This window comes from Vibrio hannami, from assembly GCF_029589055.1.
Classification (GTDB): Bacteria; Pseudomonadota; Gammaproteobacteria; order Enterobacterales; family Vibrionaceae; genus Vibrio; species Vibrio hannami.
Map to the genome: position 1 here is coordinate 24,250 of NZ_JARQZP010000003.1, position 24,281 is coordinate 48,530.

Consider the following 24,281-nt stretch of genomic DNA (forward strand, 5'->3'; position numbering starts at 1 on the left):
AGGAAATTAACATGAACAAAACTCTAAAAACTGTACTTACTACAACTGCTGCTGGTGTAGCACTTTCAATTTCATCAATGACTTATGCTGCGACGGAAATCAAGGCTGCTTTCAACCAGTCTGATAGCCATCCACAATATCTGGCGTTGGAAGAATTTGGTAAGCAACTAGAAGCTGCGACTGATGGTCGTTACAAGGTTAATATCTTCCCTAATGCGCTATTAGGTGATCAAAGAGCGGCATTAGAATTGGTTCAGGCCGGTGCGGTTCAAATGGCAGTGGTAGCTAACCCACTTATTGAAAACTATGACAATACCTTCACAGCTATCGGTATGCCTTTCGCGTACACAGGTATTGAACACCAGGAGAAAGTATTCACTTCAGGTGTTCTGGACGAACTGTTTGCGTCAACCAAGAAATTTGGTTTTGAAGTGCTAGCTGCTTATACCGCTGGTTCACGTAACATCTATACAAAAGGAAGTAATGTTCAGTCTGTAGCGGATATGAAAGGTCAGAAAATTCGCGTGATGCAATCTAACACCATGGTTGAGATGTTGGGCTGTATGGGAGGAACTGGTGTTCCGATGAGCCAGGGTGAAGTATACACAGCGGTACAACAGGGCGTGCTTGATGGCGGTGAAAACAACGAGATCACCTATGCAGACATGAAGCATTATGAAGTTGCTCCTTACTTTAGCAAAACATCTCACCTAATGGTGCCTGACCTGGTGGTTATTAGTGATGATTTTATTAACTCAATGTCTGAAGAAGACCAGGCGACAATCCGCCGCCTTGCCAAAGAGTCAACAGTTGATGAATTCGCGAAATGGAATGCGACCATTGGTAAAGCACGTGCTGTTGCAGAAGAAAACGGTGCGAAGTTTATGGATGTAGATGTGAAGCAGTTCCAGGAAAGTTGTAAGCCGCTTAAGCAGAAACTTATCAAAACTGATGCACAAAAAGAACTAACTAAAGTGATCGGCGATCTAAGCTAAAGCTTTCGGAGCCGGGCTTCTGGCCTGGCTCTGTACTTAGTGTTAAGGAAAGAGTCTAGTGGAAAAATTATTTATCTGGACAGAAAAAGTGAAAAAAGTCATGGATTGGTGCGTCGAGCGGGCATGCATTGCAATCATGGTTTTATTAACGGTTCTTGTTACTTACCAGGTAGTCACTCGTTACGTGTTCGATAGTCCGAGTGCAGTAAGTGAAGTGTTGTCCCGTTACTTATTTGTCTGGCTTGTTTTGATCGGCGGGGCATATGTGTTTGGCTTGAGAGAACATATGGCGATTACCTATGTTCGAGACAAGTTCTCGCCTAAAGTAGGGGTTGTGGTTGATATTGCTGTTGAGTGGGCAATCGCTTACTTCGCTTATATCGTGATGTGGCAAGGTGGATACAAGGCGTCGGTTCGCCAAATGTGGCAACTCGATTCAGCGTTGGAAATACCAATGGGAGTCATCTATTCGGCATTGCCAATAGCTGCAGTGCTTATGTTGATCTATTTCTTCATCAATCAAATTAAGCTCATTAATAAATATCAGCAACTTAGTGTGAGAGGGTAATTGTATGGATGCTGCTTCACTCGCTGCTTTGATTATGTTCGGCGGCGCGATCTTTTTACTTATTGTAGGCGCTCCTATTGGTATAAGTATTGGTTTACCTTCTTTTGCTGCAATGGTTAGCATCTTGCCAATGGCTGGAGCAACAACAACCGCTGCTCAGCGTATGTTTACGGGGCTAGACAGTTTTGCCTTACTTGCTATACCGTTCTTTATTCTTGCGGGCAACATAATGAACAATGGTGGTATCGCCATACGTTTAATCAACTGTTCGCGTATTGTTACGGGTTATTTTCCGGGCGCATTGGCGCAAACGAATGTTGTGTCAAACATGCTTTTTGGTTCTATCAGTGGTTCAGGGGTTGCTTCTGCCGCAGCAATTGGCGGCATCATGAATCCTATTCAAAAGAAAGAAGGCTATGATTCTGCATTTAGGACTGCGGTAAACATCGCATCAGCCCCTACAGGAATGCTTATTCCGCCAAGTAACACACTTATTGTATACGCCACTGTTGCTGGTTCTGTATCCATCTCTGCGCTATTTATGGGGGGTATCTGCCAGGACTTCTCTGGGGAGGCGGTGTTATGTTGATAGCTGGAATCATGGCGTATCGCCGAGGCTATATGACTAAGCATATGCTGAGTATGTCAGAACGTTTCAAGCTTTTGGTAGACGCCTTACCTAGTCTCTCATTAGTTGTCGTTGTTATTGGTGGTATTCTGGCGGGGATATTTACTCCTACAGAAGCGTCGGCAATAGCGGTGGTGTATTCGTTGATACTTGGTTTTATATACAGAGCCCTGAAAGTAGAGCAGTTACCGAATATCCTTTTATCGACAGCTAAGTTGACGGCAATTGTCATCTTTATGATTGCAGCTTCATCTATTATGTCGTGGGTGATGGCATTCACTCAGATTCCCGGCGTTATCGCTGATACTTTACTTGCGATGACAGACAACCCAATCGTCATTTTATTAATCATCAATGTGATATTACTGTTTGTCGGCACATTTATGGACCCGACTCCCGCGGTATTGATCTTCACTCCAATCTTCTTACCGATCTGTGTGAATCTCGGTATGGATCCGGTTCAGTTTGGTATTTTACTGGTATTTAACCTTTCACTAGGTACAATTACTCCACCTGTTGGTCCGATATTATTTACTGGTTGTAAGGTTAGTGATGTAAAGATCGACCATGTAATTAAAACGCTGTTGCCGTTCTTCGCAGTTATCTTCCTGGTGTTGATGGCTGTGACCTATATTCCGGCGATTTCGATGACGATTCCACAAATGATGGGGTTAGTTAAGTAAGGAGTAAGTACTTGGAAAAGGTAGTCAGGCAGGAGTATAACGCTCCTGCTCTTGAAAAAGGGTTGGATATTCTAGAGTTGCTAGCAAGTTCAACTGAGCCCATGTCTAAGAAGCAAATCGCGGTAACGGTTGGTCGAAGCGTGGGTGAAATTTTCCGAGTACTTTCCGTTCTTGTACGACGTGGTTATATTTCATTTGACGAAGATACTGGTCAGTATATGTTCGCAATGAAAATGTTCAGTGTTGCCAATCAGTACCCACCTCAGTCTCAGCTGCTTAATATCGCTAAGCCATTGATGAAAAAGCTGAGCGAAAAAGTCAATCAGTCTTGCCATATTTCCTGGTATGACAATCAACACCTCGTTGTTATTGGTCGAGAAGAGAGCCCGTATAAAATGGGTTTTAGCCTAAAAGTTGGTGCCAAACACGATGTTTGTTCTTCAGGTTCAGGTATTGTGTTGCTCAGTTTCTGTGAGCCAGACGCAAAGGCGGATATTCTTGAGAGTAGCGGTGCAACGGAAAGTGAAAAGCAGCAAGCAGAATCACTACTAGCGCAAACAAGAAAGCAAGGTTACTTTATCGGACCAAGCCCACAGATATCAGGGATAACAAACGTCAGTGTGCCTATATTTTCAGGAAAAAAATGGCTGGCTGTCCTTACCGTCCCTTATGTCACCATTGACTCAGATGCCGTTCACCATGCTGTCGACAGTATAGAAACGACGAAGGACGAGCTTGTAGAAATTTGTGCTTCAATTAGTCGACAACTTACCCCTTAACTCATCTAATGCTCAAGCTAGCTCTGAATTTTGCGTTCACGTAAATATAAGGTCTGCTAAGGTCGCCTTTTCAAGCTGCGTTAGCTTTTTCTGCTGTACCAGGAAAAGCTCTGCGCAAGAGGCTGCATCGCTCGCGGCCGAGTGTTCCTGGTATTTGGGTAGTTTGTAGTGAGTGCGCAGGTCATTGAGCTGATAGCTGGTGTGCTGCCTCATTCTTGCCCTGTAACTGAAGCGTTTTTCTAACTCTAGCGTATCGACAAAGAGGCAAGGTAGCTCGTCGATGCGGTAATGTTCGCGCATAAAGCTGTCTATAAAACCTTTCTCAATCATAGCACCATGTGCAAGAACCACTTTACCTGCGATGGACTGGAGAAGTTCTTCCATCGCAACTTTAATGTCGTGTCCATTCGCAAGCTGTTTCGGTGTCAACTTATTTACGCAAGCGCTAGAAGGCTTTACATATTGCCCATGATTAACATAGACCTCACTACTCGTTGAGTAATAGATTTCATTGCTGCTTAGTTCGACGCTGCCAATGGATAGGATCTTATCGTGTTCGAAATTGAGTCCCGTTGTTTCAAAGTCTATTGCGATAAACTTAGCCTGAGATTTATCCATGCAGGTAGATGGCAAAGGAGTATCCATATACTTATGTAGTGCAGGACTCCAAAGCTCATTTGGAGCGTATGAACGCTGGCTTTTCTTTCTTGATGTGTTTTTAAAGCGATTTAGAAAGTCGAACATGCTATGCCTTATGAAAACTTCAACTTTGCAAGATCTTGCATTTGGGAGATTATTTTAAATGCTTCCTTTAGATGCTTGCGTTCAAAACTGCTGATGTCATCTGGAGAGATGTGGTTGTTGGGTGTTGTTCCCTGTTGAATTGACTTCAGTTGGTGTCTGAAACGAACCTGAGTAATAAATCGGAAGGCTTCGATTATGTTATCACAACTGTCTTGAGACATAGCGCCGTTCTTGGCGGCATACCGGAAACGTTCTTCTGTGCCAGTTATGTTCCCTTTCGCAGACAAGCTGAATATACGAGCAAGGTCGATAATTAAATTAAGGGCGAATTTTTTAATATTTAGAGTATTTGAATGCTCACCGCCTCTTTCTAGTACAAGGCTGTTAAAAATACCTAATGGTGGGTTGGTATTTATAGCGTCTCTCACTAGTGCGGGTATAAATCCGGGACTTTCGTGTATCGCTTCGTGCATGGAGCTATGAATCTGATCTACATAATCTGAGTTGCCATGAATAGCTCGAATCTCTAGAAAGACAGTAATACTTAGTAGGTGGTTGTATTCTGGGCTGGCAACCCATTTTCGGTAGTATTCTTTCCAACGAGAGATAGGCTGACACCACTTTGGTGTAGCTGCCATATATTTTCCATCACACAACGGATAACCACAGGCTGCCAGGCCATTACAAACCTTTATGGCAAGGTGAAGAAAATACATCTTATCTTCTTCTGTTGCGTCGTCGGAGAGAACGATAGCGCTGTCCTGGTCAGATAACATATGTACTTCATTGCGTGCATGGGAACCGGCGACTAGCCAGGCATAATCACAAGGAGGTTTGCCTAGAGTCTCTTCCGTGAGCTGGATAATTCGCCTTGTGAACGCATCCATGATCATAGACATGACATGCCCTTGTATCTCGGCGCTTACCCCGCTTTCTACCAGGGCCTGAAAGATTGTCTGTTTCTCTTCTTTCAGTGCTGAAAGGTCATCAATACTATTGGCGTACTTAATTTTTTCAATCAGGAAAAGTGATTGTGTTTTGTGGTTATGAACCAGATGAGAAGTAGTTAATAGTCCAACTACCTGCTTTTCTTTTAGCACCGGCAGTACACGAATGTTGTATTGAAGCATCATTGAGATGGCTTGTATTACCTTATCATCTTGCTGTATGACGACGGGTGAACGCGTCATCACGCTGGATATTGGGCTAGAACTATTCGCGCACGCTGCAACGACCTTTTTGGTCATATCTCTGTCGGTTACGATGCCAACAATATCATCACCACGTAAAACAACCGCACATGAACTTGGTCGTTTACCACACATCTGCTTCGCCACATCATGAATCGGAGTGTCTTCCTCCACGATAGTAATTTTGTCGCTCGCGACATCTCCTACATCAAGAAAGAACAGGCTCTTGTCACGCTTGTCTACGGAATGGTTGATAGCACTTTTTAATCGTTGCTTGCTCGCGGAAGCAAAATAGTCACTGAACTCAGGGTGTTCGTCACAGACACTTTTAAGTTGAGTATGAGGAATCAAGTAAAGCAGGGAGTCTTCAATTGCAACGGCTCGATAGCCATCTTCTTTATCCTTAAGAGGCTCAAGAAAGGTAAATCCAAATTGATCTTCTTCACCAAGTCGGGCTTTTAACTCTCCCGAGGGCGAAAGTTGTTCAATGGCACCAGTGCGGACAATGTAGAGATAACGGGTTGAACACAAAGAGCTGAACTCTATTGTCTCCGATTTAGATAAGTACTTAACAATGATGGAGTCCGAAAGTGTGTCTACCAAATCTACTGGCAGCTTATCGAAAGGATCTATTGTGTTTAAGAAATCACTTACGTTAGTGGTTATCGACGTCCCCATGCCTTGTCCTTATGTTGAAATTTGAAACGATGTTTCATTTGCTGTAATTTAGCACAAAAAAAGCAGCTGGGGAAGCTGCTTTTCGACTATTTTACCGGGTACTCTTTAAACCCTAATTGCTCGGAGATATTTCTACCGGCATTATGCAGTAACTCCACATAGCGGTTTTTCATATCTTCGCTAAATCGAATGGTTGGGAATGAAATAGAAACACCGGCAATAACATTGCCAAATCTATCGTATACAGGAGCTGCGATACATCGTAAACCAGGCTCTTGTTCTTCGTTGTCTTCACCAAAATGCTGCTGTTTAACAGTAACCAGTTCTTCTAAAAACAATTCGATACTCTCAATGGTATTAGGGGTGCTTTTAATAAACTCAGCACCTTCGAGTTGTTTACGAACATAGTCTTCATCGTGTTCAGCCAGCAATACCTTGCCGATTGCTGTGGTATGCAGTGGGTTTCGTCTTCCCACCCTTGAATGCATTCTCAAAGCGAAGCTAGAGTCAATTTTATGAATATAGATGATAGAGTTTTGATCGAGTGCACCCAGGTGAGTTGTTTCGTTGGTCTCTTCTGCGATAATACGCATCTCTTTTTCTGCGATAGAGACCAAATCTACCCACTCTAAAGATTTAGAACCGAGTTCAAACATCTTAAGCGTTAGTGAATATTTGTCCGCTTCACCTTGTTGGGATACATAACCTAACATCTTCATTGTTTGTAGGAAGCGGTAGGTCGTTGCCTTGGACATCATCAATCGTTGGGATAGCTCGGAAACGCCAATTTCTTTTTGTTCCCCTAGTGATTCGAGGATGTTGAATACCTTTAAAACCGAAGATACAGCTTCCGGTTGAGTGGATTTCTCCATGATTCCCTCTCTTTAGTTTTTGTGATCTTGCAAAGTTAACACTCCCTACTTTTTTTAAAAAGCCATTTCAATAAAAAAGAACCGAATAAGGATCTATCTCACATTTGTAGTGCAAATCTCAGTTAAAAATGAAATGTTGTTTTAAAAATATTGCCATGGTTGTTTTGATGCTTTATTGTATGACTAATTGAGAGGTGAGACAGTTGTTCACCAAAGCCATACACTATCGAGGAAAATGAAATGCTTGAGTCATTCAATCTAGAAGGAAAGGTAGCCATTGTTACTGGTTGTGACACTGGTTTAGGTCAGGGGATGGCAATTGGCTTAGCCGAAGCCGGATGTAAAGTTGTAGGTGTTAACTATGTTGAACCAACAGAAACCATCGAAATGATGAATGCTGCTGGCCATACGTTTTTGGATGTCCGAGCAAATCTATTAAAACAGGATGAGATACCTGAGATTTTAGACAAAGCGATTACTGAGTTCGGTAAAGTAGATGTACTAGTAAACAACGCTGGTATTATCCGCCGTGAAGATGCGATTGAGTTTTCAGAGCAAAACTGGGATGACGTAATGAACATCAACTCAAAGACGGTATTCTTTATGTCTCAGGCTGTAGCTAAACAATTTATTGCGCAAGGTACTGGTGGCAAGATCGTTAACATCGCATCAATGCTTTCTTACCAGGGAGGTATTCGAGTTCCTTCTTATACTGCGTCTAAAAGTGCTGTTATGGGTATCACCAGAGCGATGGCAAATGAATGGGCTCGCCATAACATCAATGTGAACGCAATTGCGCCTGGATACATGGCCACAAACAATACGCAGGCGCTACGTGAGGATGCTGAGCGTAATCAAGCTATTTTGGAGCGCATTCCAGCCGATCGTTGGGGTACTCCTAAGGATGTAGCAGGCCCATGTGTATTTTTAGCATCTTCTGCATCCGACTATATTAATGGCTACACAATTGCTGTTGATGGTGGTTGGCTAGCACGTTAATTGAGGGTGTCCTTGTGATGGTTGATGCTTTTATTGCTCAGGCGTTTGGCATCTTAAGTTTAGTTTTGGGTCTTTCTACTTTTTATCAGAAAGACGACAAAAAACTTAAGTTAGTGATGTTGGCATTAAATGTCAGCCATCTAATACACTTTTTACTTCTGGGTTCCATTGTTTCAGCTATTGGTGCGCTGCTTTCCGCCTTTCGCACCGGGATAGCGATCTACAGTAAGTCTGTTTGGGTTGCACTTATATTTATCTGCATAAGCCTGGTTAGTGGTTTAATGTTTGCGGAAAATATATCAGAACTCTGGCCAATCGCCGGAACGATAATCGGAACCTTCTCTATTTTTATGCTTAAAGGCATCGCGCTCAGGTTTGGTTTTTTATTTGGTGCAACCTGTTGGTTAATCAACAATATTCTGGTGGGTTCTATCGGGGGAACGCTACTGGAAATATCAGTGATGACTATGAATACCATTACGATATTCAGGTTGTATCGTGATAAACGACAAGCGATGGCTTTAGCAAACCAGTAAGGTATTTGCATGTTTGTATACAATAATAATGTTGAACTAGAAGATCTGGGCGATGGTATTTCACGCAAGATTCTGGCTCATAGTGACAACATGATGGCTGTAGAAGTGCACTTTGAAAAAGGCGCCGTTGGGGCTATGCACAATCACCCTCACGAGCAACTTACTTACGTGTTGTCTGGCTCGTTTGAGTTCACGATTGGGGATGAAACAAAGGTCGTGAATGCGGGTGACACCATGTATAAAGAGCCGGGAATTGAACATGGCTGTGTTTGCCTTGAAGCTGGCGTACTAATTGATAACTTTACGCCTATGCGTAAAGACTTTGTTTAAGAAATTTAGATATTAAAAAATGATAGCGCAGCAATAACGCTGCAGGAGAGAACAATGAAAATCGCACTAATGATGGAAAACAGCCAGGCAGGCAAAAACGCAATGGTTGCTGGTGAGCTGGAAAGTGTTGCCGGTTCGCTAGGCCATGAAGTGTTTAACCTTGGCATGACAGACGAAAATGACCATCACCTGACTTACATCCATCTAGGCATTATGGCGAGCATTCTAATTAACTCAAAAGCAGTTGATTTCGTTGTAACTGGTTGTGGTACAGGCCAAGGGGCAATGATGTCTCTAAACCTACATCCTGGGGTTACATGTGGTTACTGTCTAGAGCCATCTGATGCGTTCCTGTTCAATCAGATCAACAACGGAAATGCTCTTGCACTGGCGTTTGCAAAAGGTTTTGGTTGGGCAGGTGAACTTAACGTTCGCTATATCTTCGAGAAGGCATTTACAGGCGAGCGTGGCCAGGGTTACCCGTTAGAACGTGCTGAACCACAACAACGTAACGCAGCTCTTCTTAATGATGTAAAAGCTGCGGTTGCGAAGGACAACGTGGTTGATTCTCTTCGTGCTATTGACCAGGAGCTAGTGAAAACAGCGGTAGGTAGTGCCCGTTTCCAACAGTGTTTCTTCGACCACTGTCAGGTGCCAGAGATTGAAGAGTATGTCCGTTCTATTCTGGACTAAAGAATAAGTTGCTAAACGAAAAGCCAGCCATACCGGCTGGTTTTTTTAACACTTTTCAGGAGCAGACACATGACGATAAACATCCGTATTGCCGTGATTGGCGAGTGTATGGTTGAACTGCGCAAAATAAATGGCGCGTTAGATCAGAGTTTTGGTGGCGATACTCTTAATACCGCAGCGTACATTTCCCGCCTGGTTAACGACCACAATGTAGAAACTAGTTATGTCACCGGGTTAGGAAAAGACCCTTTCAGTCGTGACATGCTTACCGCCTGGCAGCAAGAGCAGATAAATACTGATCTGGTTCATATCTCTGACAAGAAAACACCTGGTATTTACGCGATAGAAACCGCTGAAGACGGAGAAAGAAGCTTTTACTACTGGCGTTCTGAATCTGCTGCAAAATATTGGTTGCGCGAGTACAGCGTTGAGGAGCTAGTTAGTAAATTGTCCCCTCAGGATTGGATTTATCTAAGCGGGATTAGTTTAGCTATTTTGCCACAAGATTGCTTACATAAGCTGCTCGACGTTATTCAAATTTGCCGTGAAAACGGAACTAAAATTGCGTTCGATAACAATTACAGAAGTGTATTGTGGGAATCCACACAAGACGCTCAAAAAGCATACGAAAGTATTCTAAAACTAACGGACATTGCCTTTCTCACCTATGACGATGAGGTGGAGCTTTGGTCTGATACTGATGAACAGCAGGCAATTGATCGTACGCGCAAACTTGGTGTGGAAGAGATCGTAGTAAAGCGCGGAGCAAACGCTTGTTATGTCGCAACAGCAGATAACATTGAAATTGTTGCTGCTAATAAGGTTGAACGCGTTGTTGATACCACCGCAGCTGGGGATTCTTTCAGTGCTGGTTATCTAGCCAAAAGGCTAACCGGTGGTGATTTGGTTCAGTCTGCTCAGGCTGGTCACCTGCTCGCTGGAACTGTGATTCAATATCCGGGTGCGATCATCCAACTAGATTGCATGCCCAACATTTAAAGGAGTTAGAAAGATGAGTTTAGAACAAAGACTGGCGGAGATTAAAGTTGTTCCTGTCATTGCGATTAAAGACGCCTCAAAAGCAGCAAAACTGGCAGAGGTGTTAATTGAAAATGGGCTTCCCTGTGCTGAAGTGACGTTTCGAACCGAGCAAGCTGCAGATGCAATAAGAGCGATGAGAAAAGCCTACCCGGAGATGTTGATTGGCGCGGGTACTGTACTGACAAAAGAACAAGTGGATGAATCGATTGATGCCGGCGTTGATTTTATTGTTAGCCCTGGTCTGAACCCAACGACTGTAAAGTATTGTCAAAGTAAAAGTATTACAATAGTTCCAGGGGTGAACTGCCCAAGTCATGTTGAACAAGCAATGGAACTAGGTTTGAAAACCCTGAAGTTCTTCCCAGCAGAACCTTCTGGTGGTACCGCAATGCTTAAGGCACTTACCGCAGTTTACCCGGTTCGTTTTATGCCAACCGGAGGCGTTACACCGTCCAATGTAAATAGTTATTTAAATATACCAAGCGTGTTTGCATGCGGTGGTACCTGGATGGTTCCTGGCTCACTTATTGATGAAAATAAATGGGATGAGCTTGCGAAACTGGTTAAGGAAGTTGCTTCAATCATTGAGGCGTAAGTACTTTTCTAAGATTACACCTAACCTTCTCCCCATATGTTTACCAAGCCTTTTGGCTTGGTTTTTTTGGACAATTTTCTATCGAATATAGTCAATTTTTTACTAGGGTTATTGTATGACTATTTTGGTGGGGCGGATCACAAATTTCATGCCGCACGCTTTAATAAAACGTTATTAGTGTAATAATAAAACTGTGTTTTAAAAAATATTAAATCGGGGAATAAAAAATGAAAAGGAGTATGAGATGAACATCGACATGCTGGTAGTAGGGGTCTACTTTATCTTCATGATAGCGATAGGCGTTATTTTTAAACGTTTTGCCGGTAACTCTACCAGCGACTACTTCCATGGGGGCGGTAAGATGTTGTGGTGGATGGTAGGCTCAACAGCCTTTATGACACAGTTCAGTGCCTGGACATTCACAGGAGCGGCAGGTAAAGCCTTTACTGATGGTTTTCCAATTATGGTTGTCTTCATGGCAAACGCATTTGGCTTCCTCCTTTCCTGGCTGTTCTTCTCATACCGTTTCCGCCAGATGCGTGTTGTAACTCCTATTGAAGGCGTGCGTCGTCGCTTTGGTGCGACCAACGAGCAGGTGTTTACCTGGGCAACCATGCCAACCAGCATTGTTTATACTGGTATCTGGCTAAACGGTCTGGCGCTGTTTGTGAGTGCAGTGTTCAAAATTGACATTGAAACCACAATCGTCGTGACGGGCTTAATCGTACTGTTTATTTCAGTGATTGGCGGCGCATGGGGTGTTGTGGCATCCGACTTCGTACAGATGGTCGTTATCATGGCGGTAACGGTTGTGTGTGCGGTTGCTGCACTGATTAAGATTGGTGGCCCATCGAACCTGATTGAACAGTTCCCGGCGGATAGCATTATGGGTTCAAACATGAACTATCCACTGCTGTTTGTTGCCTGGTTTATCTTTATGTTCGTTAAACAGCTGCAGAACATCAACAACATGCAGGACTCTTATCGTTTCCTAACGGCGAAAGACTCTATCAACGCACGTAAAGCAGCCCTACTGGCGTTTGTTCTGATGTTGATTGGTCCGGCAATCTGGTTCTTACCACCTTGGGTTACGGCAGTGATTTACCCAGAGGCAGCAACCGCGCATGCGGCAGAGCTTGGTGGTAAAGCAGCGGATGCGGTTTATCTTGTGTTTGTAGAAAATGCGATGCCAGTGGGTATGGTTGGTCTGTTAATGTCAGCTGTATTTGCGGCAACCATGTCTTCAATGGACTCAGGTCTTAACCGTAACGCGGGTGTATTTGTTCGTAACTTCTATGCTCCAATCGTTGATAAGAATGCTGACGATAAGAAGCTGATGCGCGTTAGTCAGTTGGTGACTCTGGTGTTTGGTGCTCTGATTATCATGGTAGCGCTGTTTATCAACTCACTACGTGGTCTGAGCCTGTTTGATGCGATGATGTATGTAAGTACGCTTCTGCAGATGCCAATTCTGGTACCACTGTTCTTCGGTATGTTCATTAAGAAGACACCGGACTGGGCGGCATGGGCAACGCTAGCAGTAGGTATGGTGGTCTCTTATCTGGTGAGCTTCGTGTTTACGGCGGATGTAATTGCAGACATGTTGAACCTGGAATCAGGCTTTACAGGCCGAGAAGCGAAAGACTTGAAAGTACTGCTTGGTATTGTTGGTCATCTATTTATTACAGGTGGTTTCTTCTGTCTGACGACGAAGTTCTACAAAGCGCCGGAACAAGCACGAGCGAAAGAGCTGACAGCGTTCTGGAACGATGTAGATACGCCAGTAATTGAAGAGGCAGGTCAGGACGAGATGGACCGTCAGCAGCGTAACATGCTGGGTAAACTAATCCTGGTATTTGGTTGCCTTGTATTTGCAATGATGCTGATACCGAATCCATTCTGGGGACGTATGGCGTTCTTGTTCTGTGGTGCGGTTATTGTGACAGTGGGTAGTTTACTCCTTAAGAGTGCGAAAGAAACCCCGCAACTCGCGACTTCGAACGCAGAATAATTAATAACTGGTCAGAGAGGGGCATTCCTCTCTGACTATTTCCCTCCATATAGAATCACTAGCAAAAGCCTTTCAAAGTAGAGTTTTTTCCTATTTTTTCTAATTGTGGTTTGTTACATGTCTACATTTATACATTCAGACTTTTTACTACAAGGAGACACTGCAAAGCGTCTTTATCACGACTATGCATCGATTTTGCCAATTGTAGATTTTCACAATCACCTTAGTGCAGAGGAAATATATCTTAATAAGCAATACGAGAATATTACCCAGGCATGGCTGAGTTGTGACCATTACCTCTGGAGAGCAATGAGGAGCAATGGAGTTGATGAGCATTACATTACGGGGGCGGCTTCTGATCATGAGAAGTTTCAAAAGTGGTGTGAAACCGTTCCTTATCTGATTGGCAATCCTATTTATCATTGGTGTCATCTGGAACTAAAAAAATATTTTGATCTCGATTTAGTCATCAAACCAGAGAATTGCGAAAAGATCTGGCTACATTGCAACGAGAAGCTTAAACAAGATTCTCATCGATTCCAACAACTTCTAATGGATAGTAATGCGCAATCGCTCTGCACAACGGACGATCCTCTATGCGACCTGACTTTTCATGAAAAGCTAAAAGCATCCGGCTTTGCGGTTCAGGTTTTGCCGACGTTCCGTGCTGACAGCTTGTTAGAAGTTGAAGATACTTATAGCTTCAACAACTTATTAGATAAGTTAACACTTAAAACCAATACAGAGATTAAGTGCTTTGCCTCCTATGCAAATGCGCTAAGTTTACGGGTAGCCTATTTTGCGAAACATGGCTGTCGATTATCCGATCTGGGATTAAAAACGGTAGAGTTCGCGAACTACACTTCAGCAGAACTAAACAATACTTTTGACAAAATAAAATCCAACCGACCTTTGAGTGCGATTGAGATAGCGCAGTTTAAAACAGCCACTTTTAAGGTGTTGGGTGAGTTATATCATCAGAATAATTGGTCGATGCAGCTACATATTGGTGTTCTTACTAACGTCAACAAGCGCAGGCTGGAGGCTCTTGGAGGTGGTACTGGTTTTAGCGTTATGAGTGATAATGGTATTGCTAAGAATCTTAGCCAGTTGTTAAGCATGTTAGATGAACAAAGACAGCTTCCACAAACCATTGTTTACTGCTTAAATCCAAAAGATAGTCCGGTACTTGGCTCTATTATTGGCGCATTTCAAGATAGTGACGCTCAGCCAGGAAAAATTCAGCTAGGTTCGGCGTGGTGGTTTAACGATCATAAAGCTGGAATGGAAAAGCAGCTACAAGATCTTGCTAGTTTGGGAGCATTGGGTCGTTTTGTTGGTATGCTAACCGACTCAAGAAGTGTGTTGTCTTTTTCGAGGCATGATTATTTTCGCCGCATTTTGTGCAATCTGATTGGCTCATGGGTGGATTGCGGTGAGCTCCCTCAGGATGAGCAGCTATTAAAGCAGTCCATCGAAAACATCTGTTATTTAAATGCCAAAAAGTATTTTCAATTTTCAAAGTCGGTATAGGTAGTCCGTTATGTTGCAATTTTCCTCAAATGAAATGTCTAACATTCGAAAGAATGCCAGTGAAGATATCATTAACCAAATTCTGGAAGACAATCATGTCGTTTTGAACTCAGACACACTAGTTCCACCTGATGCGCGTGCAACCTGGAATCTATACTATTTTTGCCCAACTCATGGTGTTCGCCTGACATGGGATAGAAACAAACCAGAAGAGCATGTTTGTCCAGTAGATGGCGAAGTTCTTACTGGCGAACCGTACGATGGTGCCTGGTGGCGCTGGTTAAATGGTTTGAATGCTAAAGCGTGTAATGATCTGGGTTTGTTATGGCAAATTACCCAGGACGACAAATATCTTCATAAGGTGAGAGATATTTTGATGGGTTACGCAAAATACTATCCAGACTACGAGGAGCACGGAGGCATTCCTTATAACGGTCCTGGTAAGGCAAATGCGCAGACGCTATGTGAAGCTAACTGTAACATTGATTTTGCGCGAGGGTATGACTTCGTTAAGGAAGCATTAACTGCAGAAGAACAAAGTTATATCGAAGAGAGACTACTGCGCGAAGGAGCAGAGTTTCTTATGCAGCACCGTAGTGACCAACTGCATAATCACGAGATGAAGATAAGTGCCACTATCGGTGTTATAGGCATCATTTTAAACGAGACTAAGTTCATAGATTTTGCTGTAGACACGCCTTATGGGTTGATTTACCAGCTAGAAAACGGCGTGAAAGGTGAAGGGCTATGGTTCGAAGGCTCGATCCATTACCACTATTATGCTCTGCAAGCGTTACTAAACTTTGAAAAAATCGCCTGCAAAACAGAGCACTCGCTGAAGTCGCATCCGAACTTCCATACCATGCTGGCATTTCCGTTAAAGCTTCTTATGAATAACGGCAACTTCCCTCGCTTAAACGATTGTATCGCTGGTCAGGAGAAGCTGACTCATAGCCATTTGTTCGAATTTGCGTATCGAGAGTTTAACGATCCGCTATTTGCCAGAGCGTTATCTAGCATCTATCAGTCGGTGGAGCGGAACAATATTGAAGCCTTGTTGTATGGTGTGGAAAGGTTGCCTGAAGAACTACCATTAACATGTCACGCTATTCATGCTGAACAATCGGGGGTCACCATCATGCTCGAACCAGAGCAAAACAATATGCTGTTGGTGAAGCATTCCCCATTTGGCGGTGAGCACGATCATTATGACCGATTAGGGCTGATCATTACCCGATATGGACAGGAAATCGTTCCTGATCTTGGCACAACGGGTTACGGGGCAGAGCTCCATTACGGTTATTACAAGAACACGCTAACTCACAATACTTTGTCGGTTGAACAAAAGAATCAGGCTCCGGCGAATCCAAGAGTTAACGCTTTTGCCGAGACAGAATCTTATACCTGGCTGGATACAGAGGTTGACTGGTGCGGAGAACTACCACAAGTTGACAGTCACACTATTGTGCAGTGGGATGAGGAAGCCTACAGGGGTATTACGTACCGTCGACAGTTCCTTTGGCTGGGAGATGCTGTGATTGAGTTTAACCATGTTCAAAACCCTCATGGCAACCAACTTGATCTTGTATGTCATGTGCGCGGGAAGCATATCGGGCTGAATGCTGACAATCAATGTGAAAATCCAATGTCAGGACCTCTGGCGAGAATGAGTAATTGTCATATTGAGGTTGTTAAAAATAGCCACCAATTAACTTATGCGATTGAGGGACAAGAAGACTTCACTCAACAAATTGTGACTAATAATGATGTCTCAATATTGAAAGGTTACGCGCCAGATAATCCTGCGACTAGCGATTTAGCATACTCGATTGTGCGTTCCACAGATAAGGAACTCAATGTGGCGATATTGCATGATTTAAGTTCTAAAGAACAGATTCAATTGCAGAATTTTGAGTGGTCACCGAATGGTGTTCGTTTTGTCTTAGTTAGGGGGAAGATAAGCAAGAATATCAGGTAGACAGCGGTGGCTTAGTTGCTTTTTGACCGACTAACATTAAGCGACGTGGTATTTGGACAAATCAATCGCCGAACTGTTTTCGAAAATGTTTATCATATCAAAGCGTGGAATACTCCTTAATTAACCAATTTAACAACGCCGACTTAACTAAGTCGGCGTTTATGTTTCAATCTTTTTGATTAATATATGCTTTACTTGTTTTCGGGTGATTTTTTATAGAGCATTATTCATTCTGTATAGTTCACAAAAATAGATTTTCTATATTTATAAAATTCTCAATCGTGCAATAATAAAACTGCGTTTTAAAAAATTATTAAATCGGGGAATAAAAAGGAGTATGAGATGAACATCGACATGCTTGTAGTAGGGGTCTACTTTATCTTCATGATAGCGATAGGCGTTATTTTTAAACGTTTTGCCGGTAACTCTACCAGCGACTACTTCCAGTGGGGGCGGTAAGATGTTGTGGTGGATGGTAGGCTCAACAGCTTTTATGACACAGTTCAGTGCCTGGACGTTCACTGGTGCGGCAGGTAAAGCCTTTACTGATGGTTTTCCAATTATGGTTGTCTTCATGGCAAACGCATTTGGCTTCCTCCTTTCCTGGCTATTCTTCTCTTACCGTTTCCGCCAGATGCGTGTTGTCACTCCTATTGAAGGCGTGCGTCGCCGCTTTGGTGCGACCAACGAACAAGTGTTTACCTGGGCAACCATGCCAACCAGCATCGTGTATACCGGTATCTGGCTAAACGGTCTGGCGCTGTTTGTGAGTGCGGTGTTCAAAATTGACATTGAAACCACAATCGTCGTGACGGGCTTAATCGTACTGTTTATTTCAGTGATTGGCGGCGCATGGGGTGTTGTGGCATCCGACTTCGTACAGATGGTCGTTATCATGGCGGTAACGGTTGTGTGTGCGGTTGCTGCACTGATTAAGATTGGTGGCCCATCGAACCTGATTGAACAGTTCCCGGCGGACAGCATTATGGGTTCAAACATGAACTACCCACTGCTGTTTGTTGCCTGGTTTATCTTTATGTTCGTTAAACAGCTGCAGAACATCAACAACATGCAGGACTCTTATCGTTTCCTAACGGCGAAAGACTCTATCAACGCACGTAAAGCAGCCCTACTGGCGTTTGTTCTGATGTTGATTGGTCCGGCAATCTGGTTCTTACCACCTTGGGTTACAGCAGTGATTTACCCAGAGGCAGCAACCGCGCATGCGGCAGAGCTTGGTGGTAAAGCAGCGGATGCGGTTTATCTTGTGTTTGTAGAAAATGCGATGCCAGTGGGTATGGTCGGTCTGTTAATGTCAGCTGTATTTGCGGCAACCATGTCTTCAATGGACTCAGGTCTTAACCGTAACGCGGGTGTATTTGTTCGTAACTTCTATGCCCCAATCATTGATAAGAACGCTGACGATAAGAAGCTGATGCGCGTTAGTCAGTTGGTGACTTTGGTGTTTGGTGCTCTGATTATCATGGTAGCGTTGTTTATCAACTCACTACGTGGTCTGAGCCTGTTTGATGCGATGATGTATGTAAGTACGCTTCTGCAGATGCCAATTCTGGTACCACTGTTCTTCGGTATGTTCATTAAGAAGACACCGGACTGGGCGGCATGGGCAACGCTAGCAGTAGGTATGGTGGTTTCTTATCTGGTGAGCTTTGTGTTTACGGCGGATGTGATTGCAGACATGTTGAACCTGGAATCGGGCTTTACAGGTCGAGAAGCGAAAGACCTGAAAGTACTGCTTGGTATTGTTGGTCATCTATTTATTACTGGTGGTTTCTTCTGTCTGACGACGAAGTTCTACAAAGCGCCGGAACAAGCACGAGCGAAAGAGCTGACAGCGTTCTGGAACGATGTAGATACACCGGTAATTGAAGAGGCAGGTCAGGACGAGATGGACCGTCAGCAGCGTAACATGCTGGGTAAACTAATCCTGGTATTTGGTTGCCTTGTATTTGCAATGATGCTGATACCGAATCCATTCTGGGGACGTATGGCGTTCTTGTTCTGTGGTGCGGTTATTGTGACAGTGGGTAGTTTACTCCTTAAGAGTGCGAAAGAGACGAAACATCTCTGTGCGCAATCCTCATAAATAAATCTTGCCTTAACTATATGTGTATTTCCTTTTCTCTCATTTCTATGAGGGAAAAGGGTTTACCTTCCATTTCATCATAACGTAAGTAAAAGTTAGCTGTTCCTTATAGCAGTTACTCCTGATCGTACGAGGTATAAAATGTCTTTGTTCAAAAAAGGTGTCATGCTCTTTCTTATTATTGCTATCGGTATATGTAGTGTAGTGGCGTTTAGCCTTAACTCCATCAAAAACGCTGTTGTAACCGCTCAAAAGCATGAGGTTGAATCGATACTGACCTTCGCTAAAAATCAGGCTGTCGAACTTATACGAGAAGGGGGAAATACCCCTGAAACCGAAGCGAAGGTAGTGGCGTTGCTGTCGTCATACCGGGAAGGGAATACATACATTTGGTCAAATGATAATAATGCCATTGCCAGAGTTCACGTTAAAAATGAAAAACTAGGTCAGTTTCAGGAATCCTACGCTAGGCATACCAAGCTTTTAAAGGATAAAGAGTTCAACTTTGTAGTAGGAAAAGTCAATAAGCCAGGAACAAATATAAGCACAACCAAAGTGAGCGCTATCACATTGATACCAGGTTGGAACTGGGTTATCGGGTTGGGCATCTATATGGATGACGTTGATAAAACATTCAATGAGCTGGCGAGAAATCTAATCATTATATGCGGTCTGATTTTTGTCATTATCGTTATTTCCTGTCTGATTATTGCCCGTAGTATCTATCAATCCGTTGGTGGTGAACCAAACCAAGTTGTTTCGATTACCAAAAAAATCTCAGATGGTGACCTTACTGAGGAAGTAAAAGAAAATATCAGTGAAGGGAGTATCTTGCATTCGGTTGTGTTGATGAAATCTTCTCTCCAAACCATCATCAATCGAATTGGGTCGGTGACTCATAAACTAGGTGAAGCGACAGAGTCTATCGAAAGTCAGGCAACGCATATCATTCAGTCTCTTGATAATACAAAGATGATTTCAGACGAAGCGAACCAGGCTATCATCGAATTGAAATCTGATATCAAGGAGATTGGGAACGGTGCTGACTTAACCAACGAAAAAAGCCAACAATCGTTAAATGTTTCTCAAGAAGGGTCAGAACTTATTGTAGAAATGGGTAGCTCCATTAGTGGGATCAAGTCGAATATCGAAAACTCGCTCAGTAGCTTTGATGGTCTTAAAAAGAGATACGAGAGCATTGGAGGGGTTGTTGAGGTTATTCAAAGTATTGCCGAGCAAACGAACTTACTTGCCTTAAACGCAGCTATTGAGGCTGCCAGAGCTGGTGAACAAGGAAGAGGCTTTGCAGTGGTGGCTGACGAAGTAAGGCAACTGGCAGCGAAGACCTCGGTAGCTACGATTGAAATAACCGAAATGAATGATGCCATTCTTAAAGAGTCGCAACAGGTTTCTGATGAACTTAAACTCTTACTGCCAAAAGCGCAGGAAAGTGAGGTTCGTTCAACTGAAGTAGCCGATATTTTCAATAAAGTTGCATCTGGTGCGCGAGATACACAGGCTATGGTATTAAACATGAAGGAAACGACAGAGAGAGAAGAGAGTGTTGCTACGCATGTCGAGGCGTGTATGGAGAAACTACTGGCGCTACAAAATGATAGTTTAAGCCAGGTATCCGTATTTATTGAAACTTCCCAAAGTTTAAAAGATTTGTCAGAAGAGTTATTGGAAAACTCGAACCACTTTAAAAGGAACCCAAACTAATTTAAAGCTTATTCATATGGGAAGATAAAATAGACAAGCCATTACTCTAGTAATTTATTGAGAATAATGGCTTATAACGGTTTTCTGATAACTTACTTTCCACTAGATTTTGTCTACACTCTATTCAAGGAAAACAATCAGGTATTTCAACGTACATGATCCCACACTTGGCTAAGCTGCTAACTAGATTCGGAGTTCTTATCTTTTGCTTGATCTGCTCGCTGCAAAGCCAGTCAGTGAAAGCCGTAGATATAATTCGTTTTGAATCAGGTCAGTACGACTCTGACCAAAGGCTTCGTTATAAAAAAGAAGTACTTACACTCGCGATGGAACGTACTAAAGATACCTATGGACCTTATGAAATAAGGACAAATGCACCCAGAATGAACTCACTAAGAGCGATACAGGAGCTTGAAACTGGTGAGTTAATCAACGTTTTTATTGCCCTGACGAACGAAGATTGGGAGAAACGTACCATCCCGATACGTATACCGGTTAGAAGAGGAATTCTAAATTACAGGTTATTGCTGATTCATAAGGATAGTCTACCGTATTTTACTAATATAGAAACAGTGGATGAGCTTAAGGCGCTGAATGTCGGATTAAGGCGAAGTTGGATGACCTGGAGAGTGTTAAACCACCTAGGATTTACTATAGTTTCAAGTTCGCATTATGACAGTTTGATTTCGATGTTACAGCATCAACGGTTTCATTATATTCCACGTGGTATTAATGAAATATATGATGAGCTAAACCGTCATAAAACGACCAGGTCTAATCTCATGGTCGCTCCTAATATAGCTCTATATATCCCAGCGCCTGCCTATATATTTGTATCTCACAATGAACCTCGATTGGCGAAGCGTTTGTCACTAGGTATGACTGAATTAGTGGAAGATGGATCATTAGAGCAACTTTTTAACGAGTATTACGGTGATTTAATCAAACGAGCCAACCTTCAACAGCGGGTCATCATTGATGTGGGAAATCATCTTTTACCTGATACAGTGCCATTAAATGAGTCTAAGCTGTGGTGGAACCCCGGACTTATTGAGATGCGTTAATTTTGATTTTGTTCTCAATGCGGAGAAATCAATCACCATATTTTCTTCGGATATCACTGGGTTTTTTATTTATAGCTTGCTTAAACTTAGTAGAGAAATAATTGCTATCAGAGTAACCAACATCAAAGGCAATATCCGTAACTGATTTATCGGTATTAATTAGCAGTGCCATTGCATTTTTTGCCCGAATAAAGTGCAAATATTGACTGAAGTTCATCCCTGTTGCTCTTTTAATATCTTTAGCTAGGGTCCTGGCTGGCAGTGCAACTTGTTCTGCTAATAACTCAATGTTTATATTCTTATCTGAGTTTTTATTTATATAAACAATGGATGCAATAATTTTGTCATCGTGGGACAAAAAAGTTGTATCATTTATTTTTCCTCGCCAAAGTTCTACAACTAATTGCTGAAAAAGAAGTTCTGACATCGCTCGGGATGTAATGGTATTGGAATGAGTTTCAAAATTAAGTCTCTCTATAATGTAGTTAACACGAATAGCCGTTTCATCCTCGATAAACCAATCCACTGGACCGTGGTTGCTATTTGGAAGATAGTCTTTCAATTGTACAGAAGAACTGAATTTATCTTGTTGGTATAAAACATTGCTAAGGTAGAGTTTATTAACATTATCAAATAGATGTCGGTCATTTTTTCCGACAAAGCAGACATAATTTTTACTTAAAGTCATTGGGATATCGTTAATGACGTGGATGCCTGTGCCCTTAGAAACAATAACTATTTCTTCAAATGTATGATAGTGCTCAGGAAAATTTTCCTGTGGCTCTCTAAGTTCGGTTGTTATTGGTATATCTGAATTAATAAAAAACTCATTAGATTTCAAATAGATCATTTACTCACATTCCGTTGGCATCGAATTATACTTTCTCGCGTAATTGCTATCGATGTAAATAATATTAGCAATAGGTTTAGACAAAAAGTTGTCTATTTGATGAAAATGTGAAATGGCTAACGAGTAACTTCAAAAAAACACATCGGTAGTGTGATATCTAGTGTTTTTTTAAAGGAGCGCTAATTAACCAACCCCTAAGATGGATACATCAGACAAAGGGGTTTGCTGAAATGAAAAAAATAGTTGCAGTAGATATTGGAGCATCGAGTGGTCGCGTTATCCTTGGGACCTATGATGGCAAGAAGTTAAAACTTGATGAGTTACATAGGTTTGAAAATGGACCTGTTTTAAGAAACGGCAAAGCCTGCTGGAATTTAGACTATCTATTGATGGAAATAAAACATGGTATCGAACTGGTGATTGAGGGTGGACACACGATAGATAGTATTGGAATAGATACTTGGGGTGTAGATTTTGTGCTCCTTGATAAACAGGGTGAGCGCTTAGGGGAGTCGGTTTCTTATCGAGATAAGCGTACCGAAGGGCAGTTAGAAGTTGTCGCAAATAAGGTTTCGCAAGAGTATATATATAGCTCTACTGGCATTCAGTTTTTACCGTTCAACACGCTTTATCAATTGAATGCACTAAGAGATGAAGAACCTGACTGGTTAAATAACGTTGCTCGTCTGCTATTGATCCCGGACTACTTGAACTATCAGCTAACAGGGAGTCAGGTTTGTGAATACACCAATGCATCGACAACCCAGTTGTTAAATTGCACTACAGGTACTTGGGATCGCCAGCTACTGAAGGCGATAGGTATTCCAGAGCACTGGTTCTTAGAACCAAGTGACCCAAATAAGTTGATCGGATCTTATTACTCTAAATCAGGCGAAAAAATCCCGGTTGCTTCCATTGCTAGCCATGATACGGCATCTGCGGTTTTGGCTATGCCAGTAACCAATTCTAATGTCGTTTATATAAGCTCCGGAACATGGTCGTTGATGGGCATTGAAAGTGAATCCCCAATAACCTCTTCGCTTGCTCAGTCATTAAATATCACAAACGAAGGTGGCGCAGAATCTCGCTTTCGAGTTTTGAAAAACATTATGGGCTTGTGGCTCATCCAGAACGTTCAAAAGGAACTGGGTGAACACAGCTTTGGAGAGCTGGTAGAGCTAGCTAAAGAATCCGAGCCATTTAAGTGCTTAATAGCACCGGATCATGAGAGCTTTCTGAATCCCTCGTCCATGATAGATGCCATCTGTACCTATTGCAGCCAGACCGACCAACCCATTCCTGAAACTCCGGGAGAACTGGCTCGATGTGTTTTCGAAAGCCTTGCCTTCCAGTACCGAAGAGTTTGGTTGGAGCTTAATCAGCTTAGCAGCGAACCATTAGAGCAGATTCATATCTTTGGCGGTGGTATTCAGAATGAGTTCCTCAACCAACTTTGCTCAGATGCATGTGGTGTCCCGGTGCGTACAGGGCCTGTAGAGGCTTCTGCAATCGGCAATTTATGTGGACAGCTTATTGCACTGAATGAACTTTCTGGCGTTCAACACGCACGAAATACAATTTCCCGTTCTTTTCCTATAAAAGCTTACTTGCCAAAAAGGACCGATGAGTTTCTGGCTCGTTGGGAGGAATTTGAACGTATTAGCCAATTAGATCCGAGGGGATAG

19 protein-coding genes and 2 pseudogenes are annotated in these 24,281 nt (G+C 42.7%); 17 read left to right on the forward strand and 4 right to left on the reverse strand.

All coding sequences use genetic code 11. The features are described from left to right. Window positions 1–11 precede the first annotated feature (11 nt). From P7F88_RS01535 to P7F88_RS01550, 4 genes and pseudogenes are all read left to right on the forward strand, one after another. Complete coding sequence (locus tag P7F88_RS01535; RefSeq protein ID WP_277821599.1) at window positions 12–995, forward strand: TRAP transporter substrate-binding protein; 984 nt, start codon at window positions 12–14, stop codon at window positions 993–995. Between the two features lie 58 nt (window positions 996–1,053). Next, entirely contained in the window at window positions 1,054–1,563 is a 510-nt protein-coding gene (locus P7F88_RS01540; protein WP_277821600.1) for a TRAP transporter small permease, read from the forward strand. 4 nt (window positions 1,564–1,567) lie between these two features. Next, window positions 1,568–2,874 (forward strand): annotated as a pseudogene (locus P7F88_RS01545) (TRAP transporter large permease). An 11-nt stretch (window positions 2,875–2,885) separates the two neighbouring features. After that, window positions 2,886–3,653, forward strand: coding sequence for an IclR family transcriptional regulator (locus tag P7F88_RS01550; RefSeq protein WP_277821601.1), 768 nt, complete (start codon window positions 2,886–2,888; stop codon window positions 3,651–3,653). 36 nt (window positions 3,654–3,689) lie between these two features. Here P7F88_RS01550 and P7F88_RS01555 read toward each other — a convergent pair whose 3' ends face one another. From P7F88_RS01555 to kdgR, 3 genes are all read right to left on the reverse strand, one after another. Then, a complete protein-coding gene (locus P7F88_RS01555; RefSeq protein ID WP_277821602.1) occupies window positions 3,690–4,397 on the reverse strand; it encodes a 3'-5' exonuclease in 708 nt (235 codons plus the stop codon). A gap of 8 nt (window positions 4,398–4,405) precedes the next feature. Further along, complete coding sequence (locus P7F88_RS01560; protein WP_277821603.1) at window positions 4,406–6,265, reverse strand: DUF294 nucleotidyltransferase-like domain-containing protein; 1,860 nt, start codon at window positions 6,263–6,265, stop codon at window positions 4,406–4,408. Window positions 6,266–6,351: 86 nt separating this feature from the next. Further along, the gene (gene kdgR, locus P7F88_RS01565; RefSeq protein ID WP_277821604.1) at window positions 6,352–7,137 is read right to left on the reverse strand and encodes a DNA-binding transcriptional regulator KdgR; all 786 of its coding nucleotides are present in this window, start codon (window positions 7,135–7,137) and stop codon (window positions 6,352–6,354) included. Window positions 7,138–7,377: 240 nt separating this feature from the next. Here kdgR and kduD point away from each other — a divergent pair, with 240 nt between their 5' ends. From kduD to P7F88_RS01625, 12 genes and pseudogenes are all read left to right on the forward strand, one after another. Continuing rightward, window positions 7,378–8,136 carry a 2-dehydro-3-deoxy-D-gluconate 5-dehydrogenase KduD gene (gene kduD, locus P7F88_RS01570; RefSeq protein ID WP_277821605.1) on the forward strand — a complete coding sequence of 253 codons (759 nt, stop codon included), beginning with the start codon at window positions 7,378–7,380 and terminating at the stop codon, window positions 8,134–8,136. 17 nt (window positions 8,137–8,153) lie between these two features. Beyond that, window positions 8,154–8,672: a YgjV family protein gene (locus tag P7F88_RS01575; RefSeq protein WP_277824500.1), complete on the forward strand. Its 519-nt coding sequence runs from the start codon at window positions 8,154–8,156 to the stop codon at window positions 8,670–8,672. A gap of 9 nt (window positions 8,673–8,681) precedes the next feature. Continuing rightward, window positions 8,682–9,002: a cupin domain-containing protein gene (locus tag P7F88_RS01580; protein WP_277821606.1), complete on the forward strand. Its 321-nt coding sequence runs from the start codon at window positions 8,682–8,684 to the stop codon at window positions 9,000–9,002. Window positions 9,003–9,056: 54 nt separating this feature from the next. After that, window positions 9,057–9,695 (forward strand): RpiB/LacA/LacB family sugar-phosphate isomerase, encoded by a 639-nt coding sequence (locus P7F88_RS01585; protein WP_277821607.1) that lies wholly within the window; start codon window positions 9,057–9,059, stop codon window positions 9,693–9,695. 69 nt (window positions 9,696–9,764) lie between these two features. Then, window positions 9,765–10,694 (forward strand): 2-dehydro-3-deoxygluconokinase, encoded by a 930-nt coding sequence (gene kdgK, locus P7F88_RS01590; protein WP_277821608.1) that lies wholly within the window; start codon window positions 9,765–9,767, stop codon window positions 10,692–10,694. Window positions 10,695–10,707: 13 nt separating this feature from the next. Then, window positions 10,708–11,331, forward strand: a complete 624-nt coding sequence (locus tag P7F88_RS01595; RefSeq protein WP_277821609.1) for a bifunctional 4-hydroxy-2-oxoglutarate aldolase/2-dehydro-3-deoxy-phosphogluconate aldolase — start codon at window positions 10,708–10,710, stop codon at window positions 11,329–11,331. Between the two features lie 244 nt (window positions 11,332–11,575). After that, window positions 11,576–13,342, forward strand: coding sequence for a sodium:solute symporter family protein (locus P7F88_RS01600; RefSeq protein WP_277821610.1), 1,767 nt, complete (start codon window positions 11,576–11,578; stop codon window positions 13,340–13,342). Window positions 13,343–13,459: 117 nt separating this feature from the next. Further along, the gene (gene uxaC / locus P7F88_RS01605; RefSeq protein ID WP_277821611.1) at window positions 13,460–14,875 is read left to right on the forward strand and encodes a glucuronate isomerase; all 1,416 of its coding nucleotides are present in this window, start codon (window positions 13,460–13,462) and stop codon (window positions 14,873–14,875) included. 10 nt (window positions 14,876–14,885) lie between these two features. Continuing rightward, window positions 14,886–16,853: a heparinase II/III domain-containing protein gene (locus P7F88_RS01610; RefSeq protein WP_277821612.1), complete on the forward strand. Its 1,968-nt coding sequence runs from the start codon at window positions 14,886–14,888 to the stop codon at window positions 16,851–16,853. 342 nt (window positions 16,854–17,195) lie between these two features. Beyond that, window positions 17,196–18,960 (forward strand): annotated as a pseudogene (locus P7F88_RS01615) (sodium:solute symporter family protein). 141 nt (window positions 18,961–19,101) lie between these two features. After that, window positions 19,102–20,682: a methyl-accepting chemotaxis protein gene (locus P7F88_RS01620; protein WP_277821613.1), complete on the forward strand. Its 1,581-nt coding sequence runs from the start codon at window positions 19,102–19,104 to the stop codon at window positions 20,680–20,682. A 236-nt stretch (window positions 20,683–20,918) separates the two neighbouring features. Then, a complete protein-coding gene (locus P7F88_RS01625; RefSeq protein ID WP_277821614.1) occupies window positions 20,919–21,746 on the forward strand; it encodes a type 2 periplasmic-binding domain-containing protein in 828 nt (275 codons plus the stop codon). A gap of 28 nt (window positions 21,747–21,774) precedes the next feature. Here the strand turns inward: P7F88_RS01625 and P7F88_RS01630 are convergent, their stop codons facing one another. After that, a complete protein-coding gene (locus P7F88_RS01630) occupies window positions 21,775–22,596 on the reverse strand; it encodes a helix-turn-helix domain-containing protein (protein ID WP_277821615.1) in 822 nt (273 codons plus the stop codon). A gap of 230 nt (window positions 22,597–22,826) precedes the next feature. Between P7F88_RS01630 and rhaB the strand changes: the two genes are divergently transcribed. Further along, complete coding sequence (gene rhaB / locus P7F88_RS01635) at window positions 22,827–24,281, forward strand: rhamnulokinase (RefSeq protein ID WP_277821616.1); 1,455 nt, start codon at window positions 22,827–22,829, stop codon at window positions 24,279–24,281.

What these genes read in the sequence shown, in the direction of transcription:
- P7F88_RS01535 (WP_277821599.1), top strand. Translation starts at nt 12, where the DNA reads ATGAACAAAACTCTAAAAACTGTACTTACTACAACTGCTGCTGGTGTA.
- P7F88_RS01555 (WP_277821602.1), bottom strand. Translation starts at nt 4,397, where the DNA reads ATGTTCGACTTTCTAAATCGCTTTAAAAACACATCAAGAAAGAAAAGC.
- P7F88_RS01560 (WP_277821603.1), bottom strand. Translation starts at nt 6,265, where the DNA reads ATGGGGACGTCGATAACCACTAACGTAAGTGATTTCTTAAACACAATA.
- kdgR (WP_277821604.1), bottom strand. Translation starts at nt 7,137, where the DNA reads ATGGAGAAATCCACTCAACCGGAAGCTGTATCTTCGGTTTTAAAGGTA.
- kduD (WP_277821605.1), top strand. Translation starts at nt 7,378, where the DNA reads ATGCTTGAGTCATTCAATCTAGAAGGAAAGGTAGCCATTGTTACTGGT.
- P7F88_RS01575 (WP_277824500.1), top strand. Translation starts at nt 8,154, where the DNA reads ATGGTTGATGCTTTTATTGCTCAGGCGTTTGGCATCTTAAGTTTAGTT.
- P7F88_RS01580 (WP_277821606.1), top strand. Translation starts at nt 8,682, where the DNA reads ATGTTTGTATACAATAATAATGTTGAACTAGAAGATCTGGGCGATGGT.
- P7F88_RS01585 (WP_277821607.1), top strand. Translation starts at nt 9,057, where the DNA reads ATGAAAATCGCACTAATGATGGAAAACAGCCAGGCAGGCAAAAACGCA.
- kdgK (WP_277821608.1), top strand. Translation starts at nt 9,765, where the DNA reads ATGACGATAAACATCCGTATTGCCGTGATTGGCGAGTGTATGGTTGAA.
- P7F88_RS01595 (WP_277821609.1), top strand. Translation starts at nt 10,708, where the DNA reads ATGAGTTTAGAACAAAGACTGGCGGAGATTAAAGTTGTTCCTGTCATT.
- P7F88_RS01600 (WP_277821610.1), top strand. Translation starts at nt 11,576, where the DNA reads ATGAACATCGACATGCTGGTAGTAGGGGTCTACTTTATCTTCATGATA.
- uxaC (WP_277821611.1), top strand. Translation starts at nt 13,460, where the DNA reads ATGTCTACATTTATACATTCAGACTTTTTACTACAAGGAGACACTGCA.
- P7F88_RS01610 (WP_277821612.1), top strand. Translation starts at nt 14,886, where the DNA reads ATGTTGCAATTTTCCTCAAATGAAATGTCTAACATTCGAAAGAATGCC.
- P7F88_RS01620 (WP_277821613.1), top strand. Translation starts at nt 19,102, where the DNA reads ATGTCTTTGTTCAAAAAAGGTGTCATGCTCTTTCTTATTATTGCTATC.
- P7F88_RS01630 (WP_277821615.1), bottom strand. Translation starts at nt 22,596, where the DNA reads ATGATCTATTTGAAATCTAATGAGTTTTTTATTAATTCAGATATACCA.
- rhaB (WP_277821616.1), top strand. Translation starts at nt 22,827, where the DNA reads ATGAAAAAAATAGTTGCAGTAGATATTGGAGCATCGAGTGGTCGCGTT.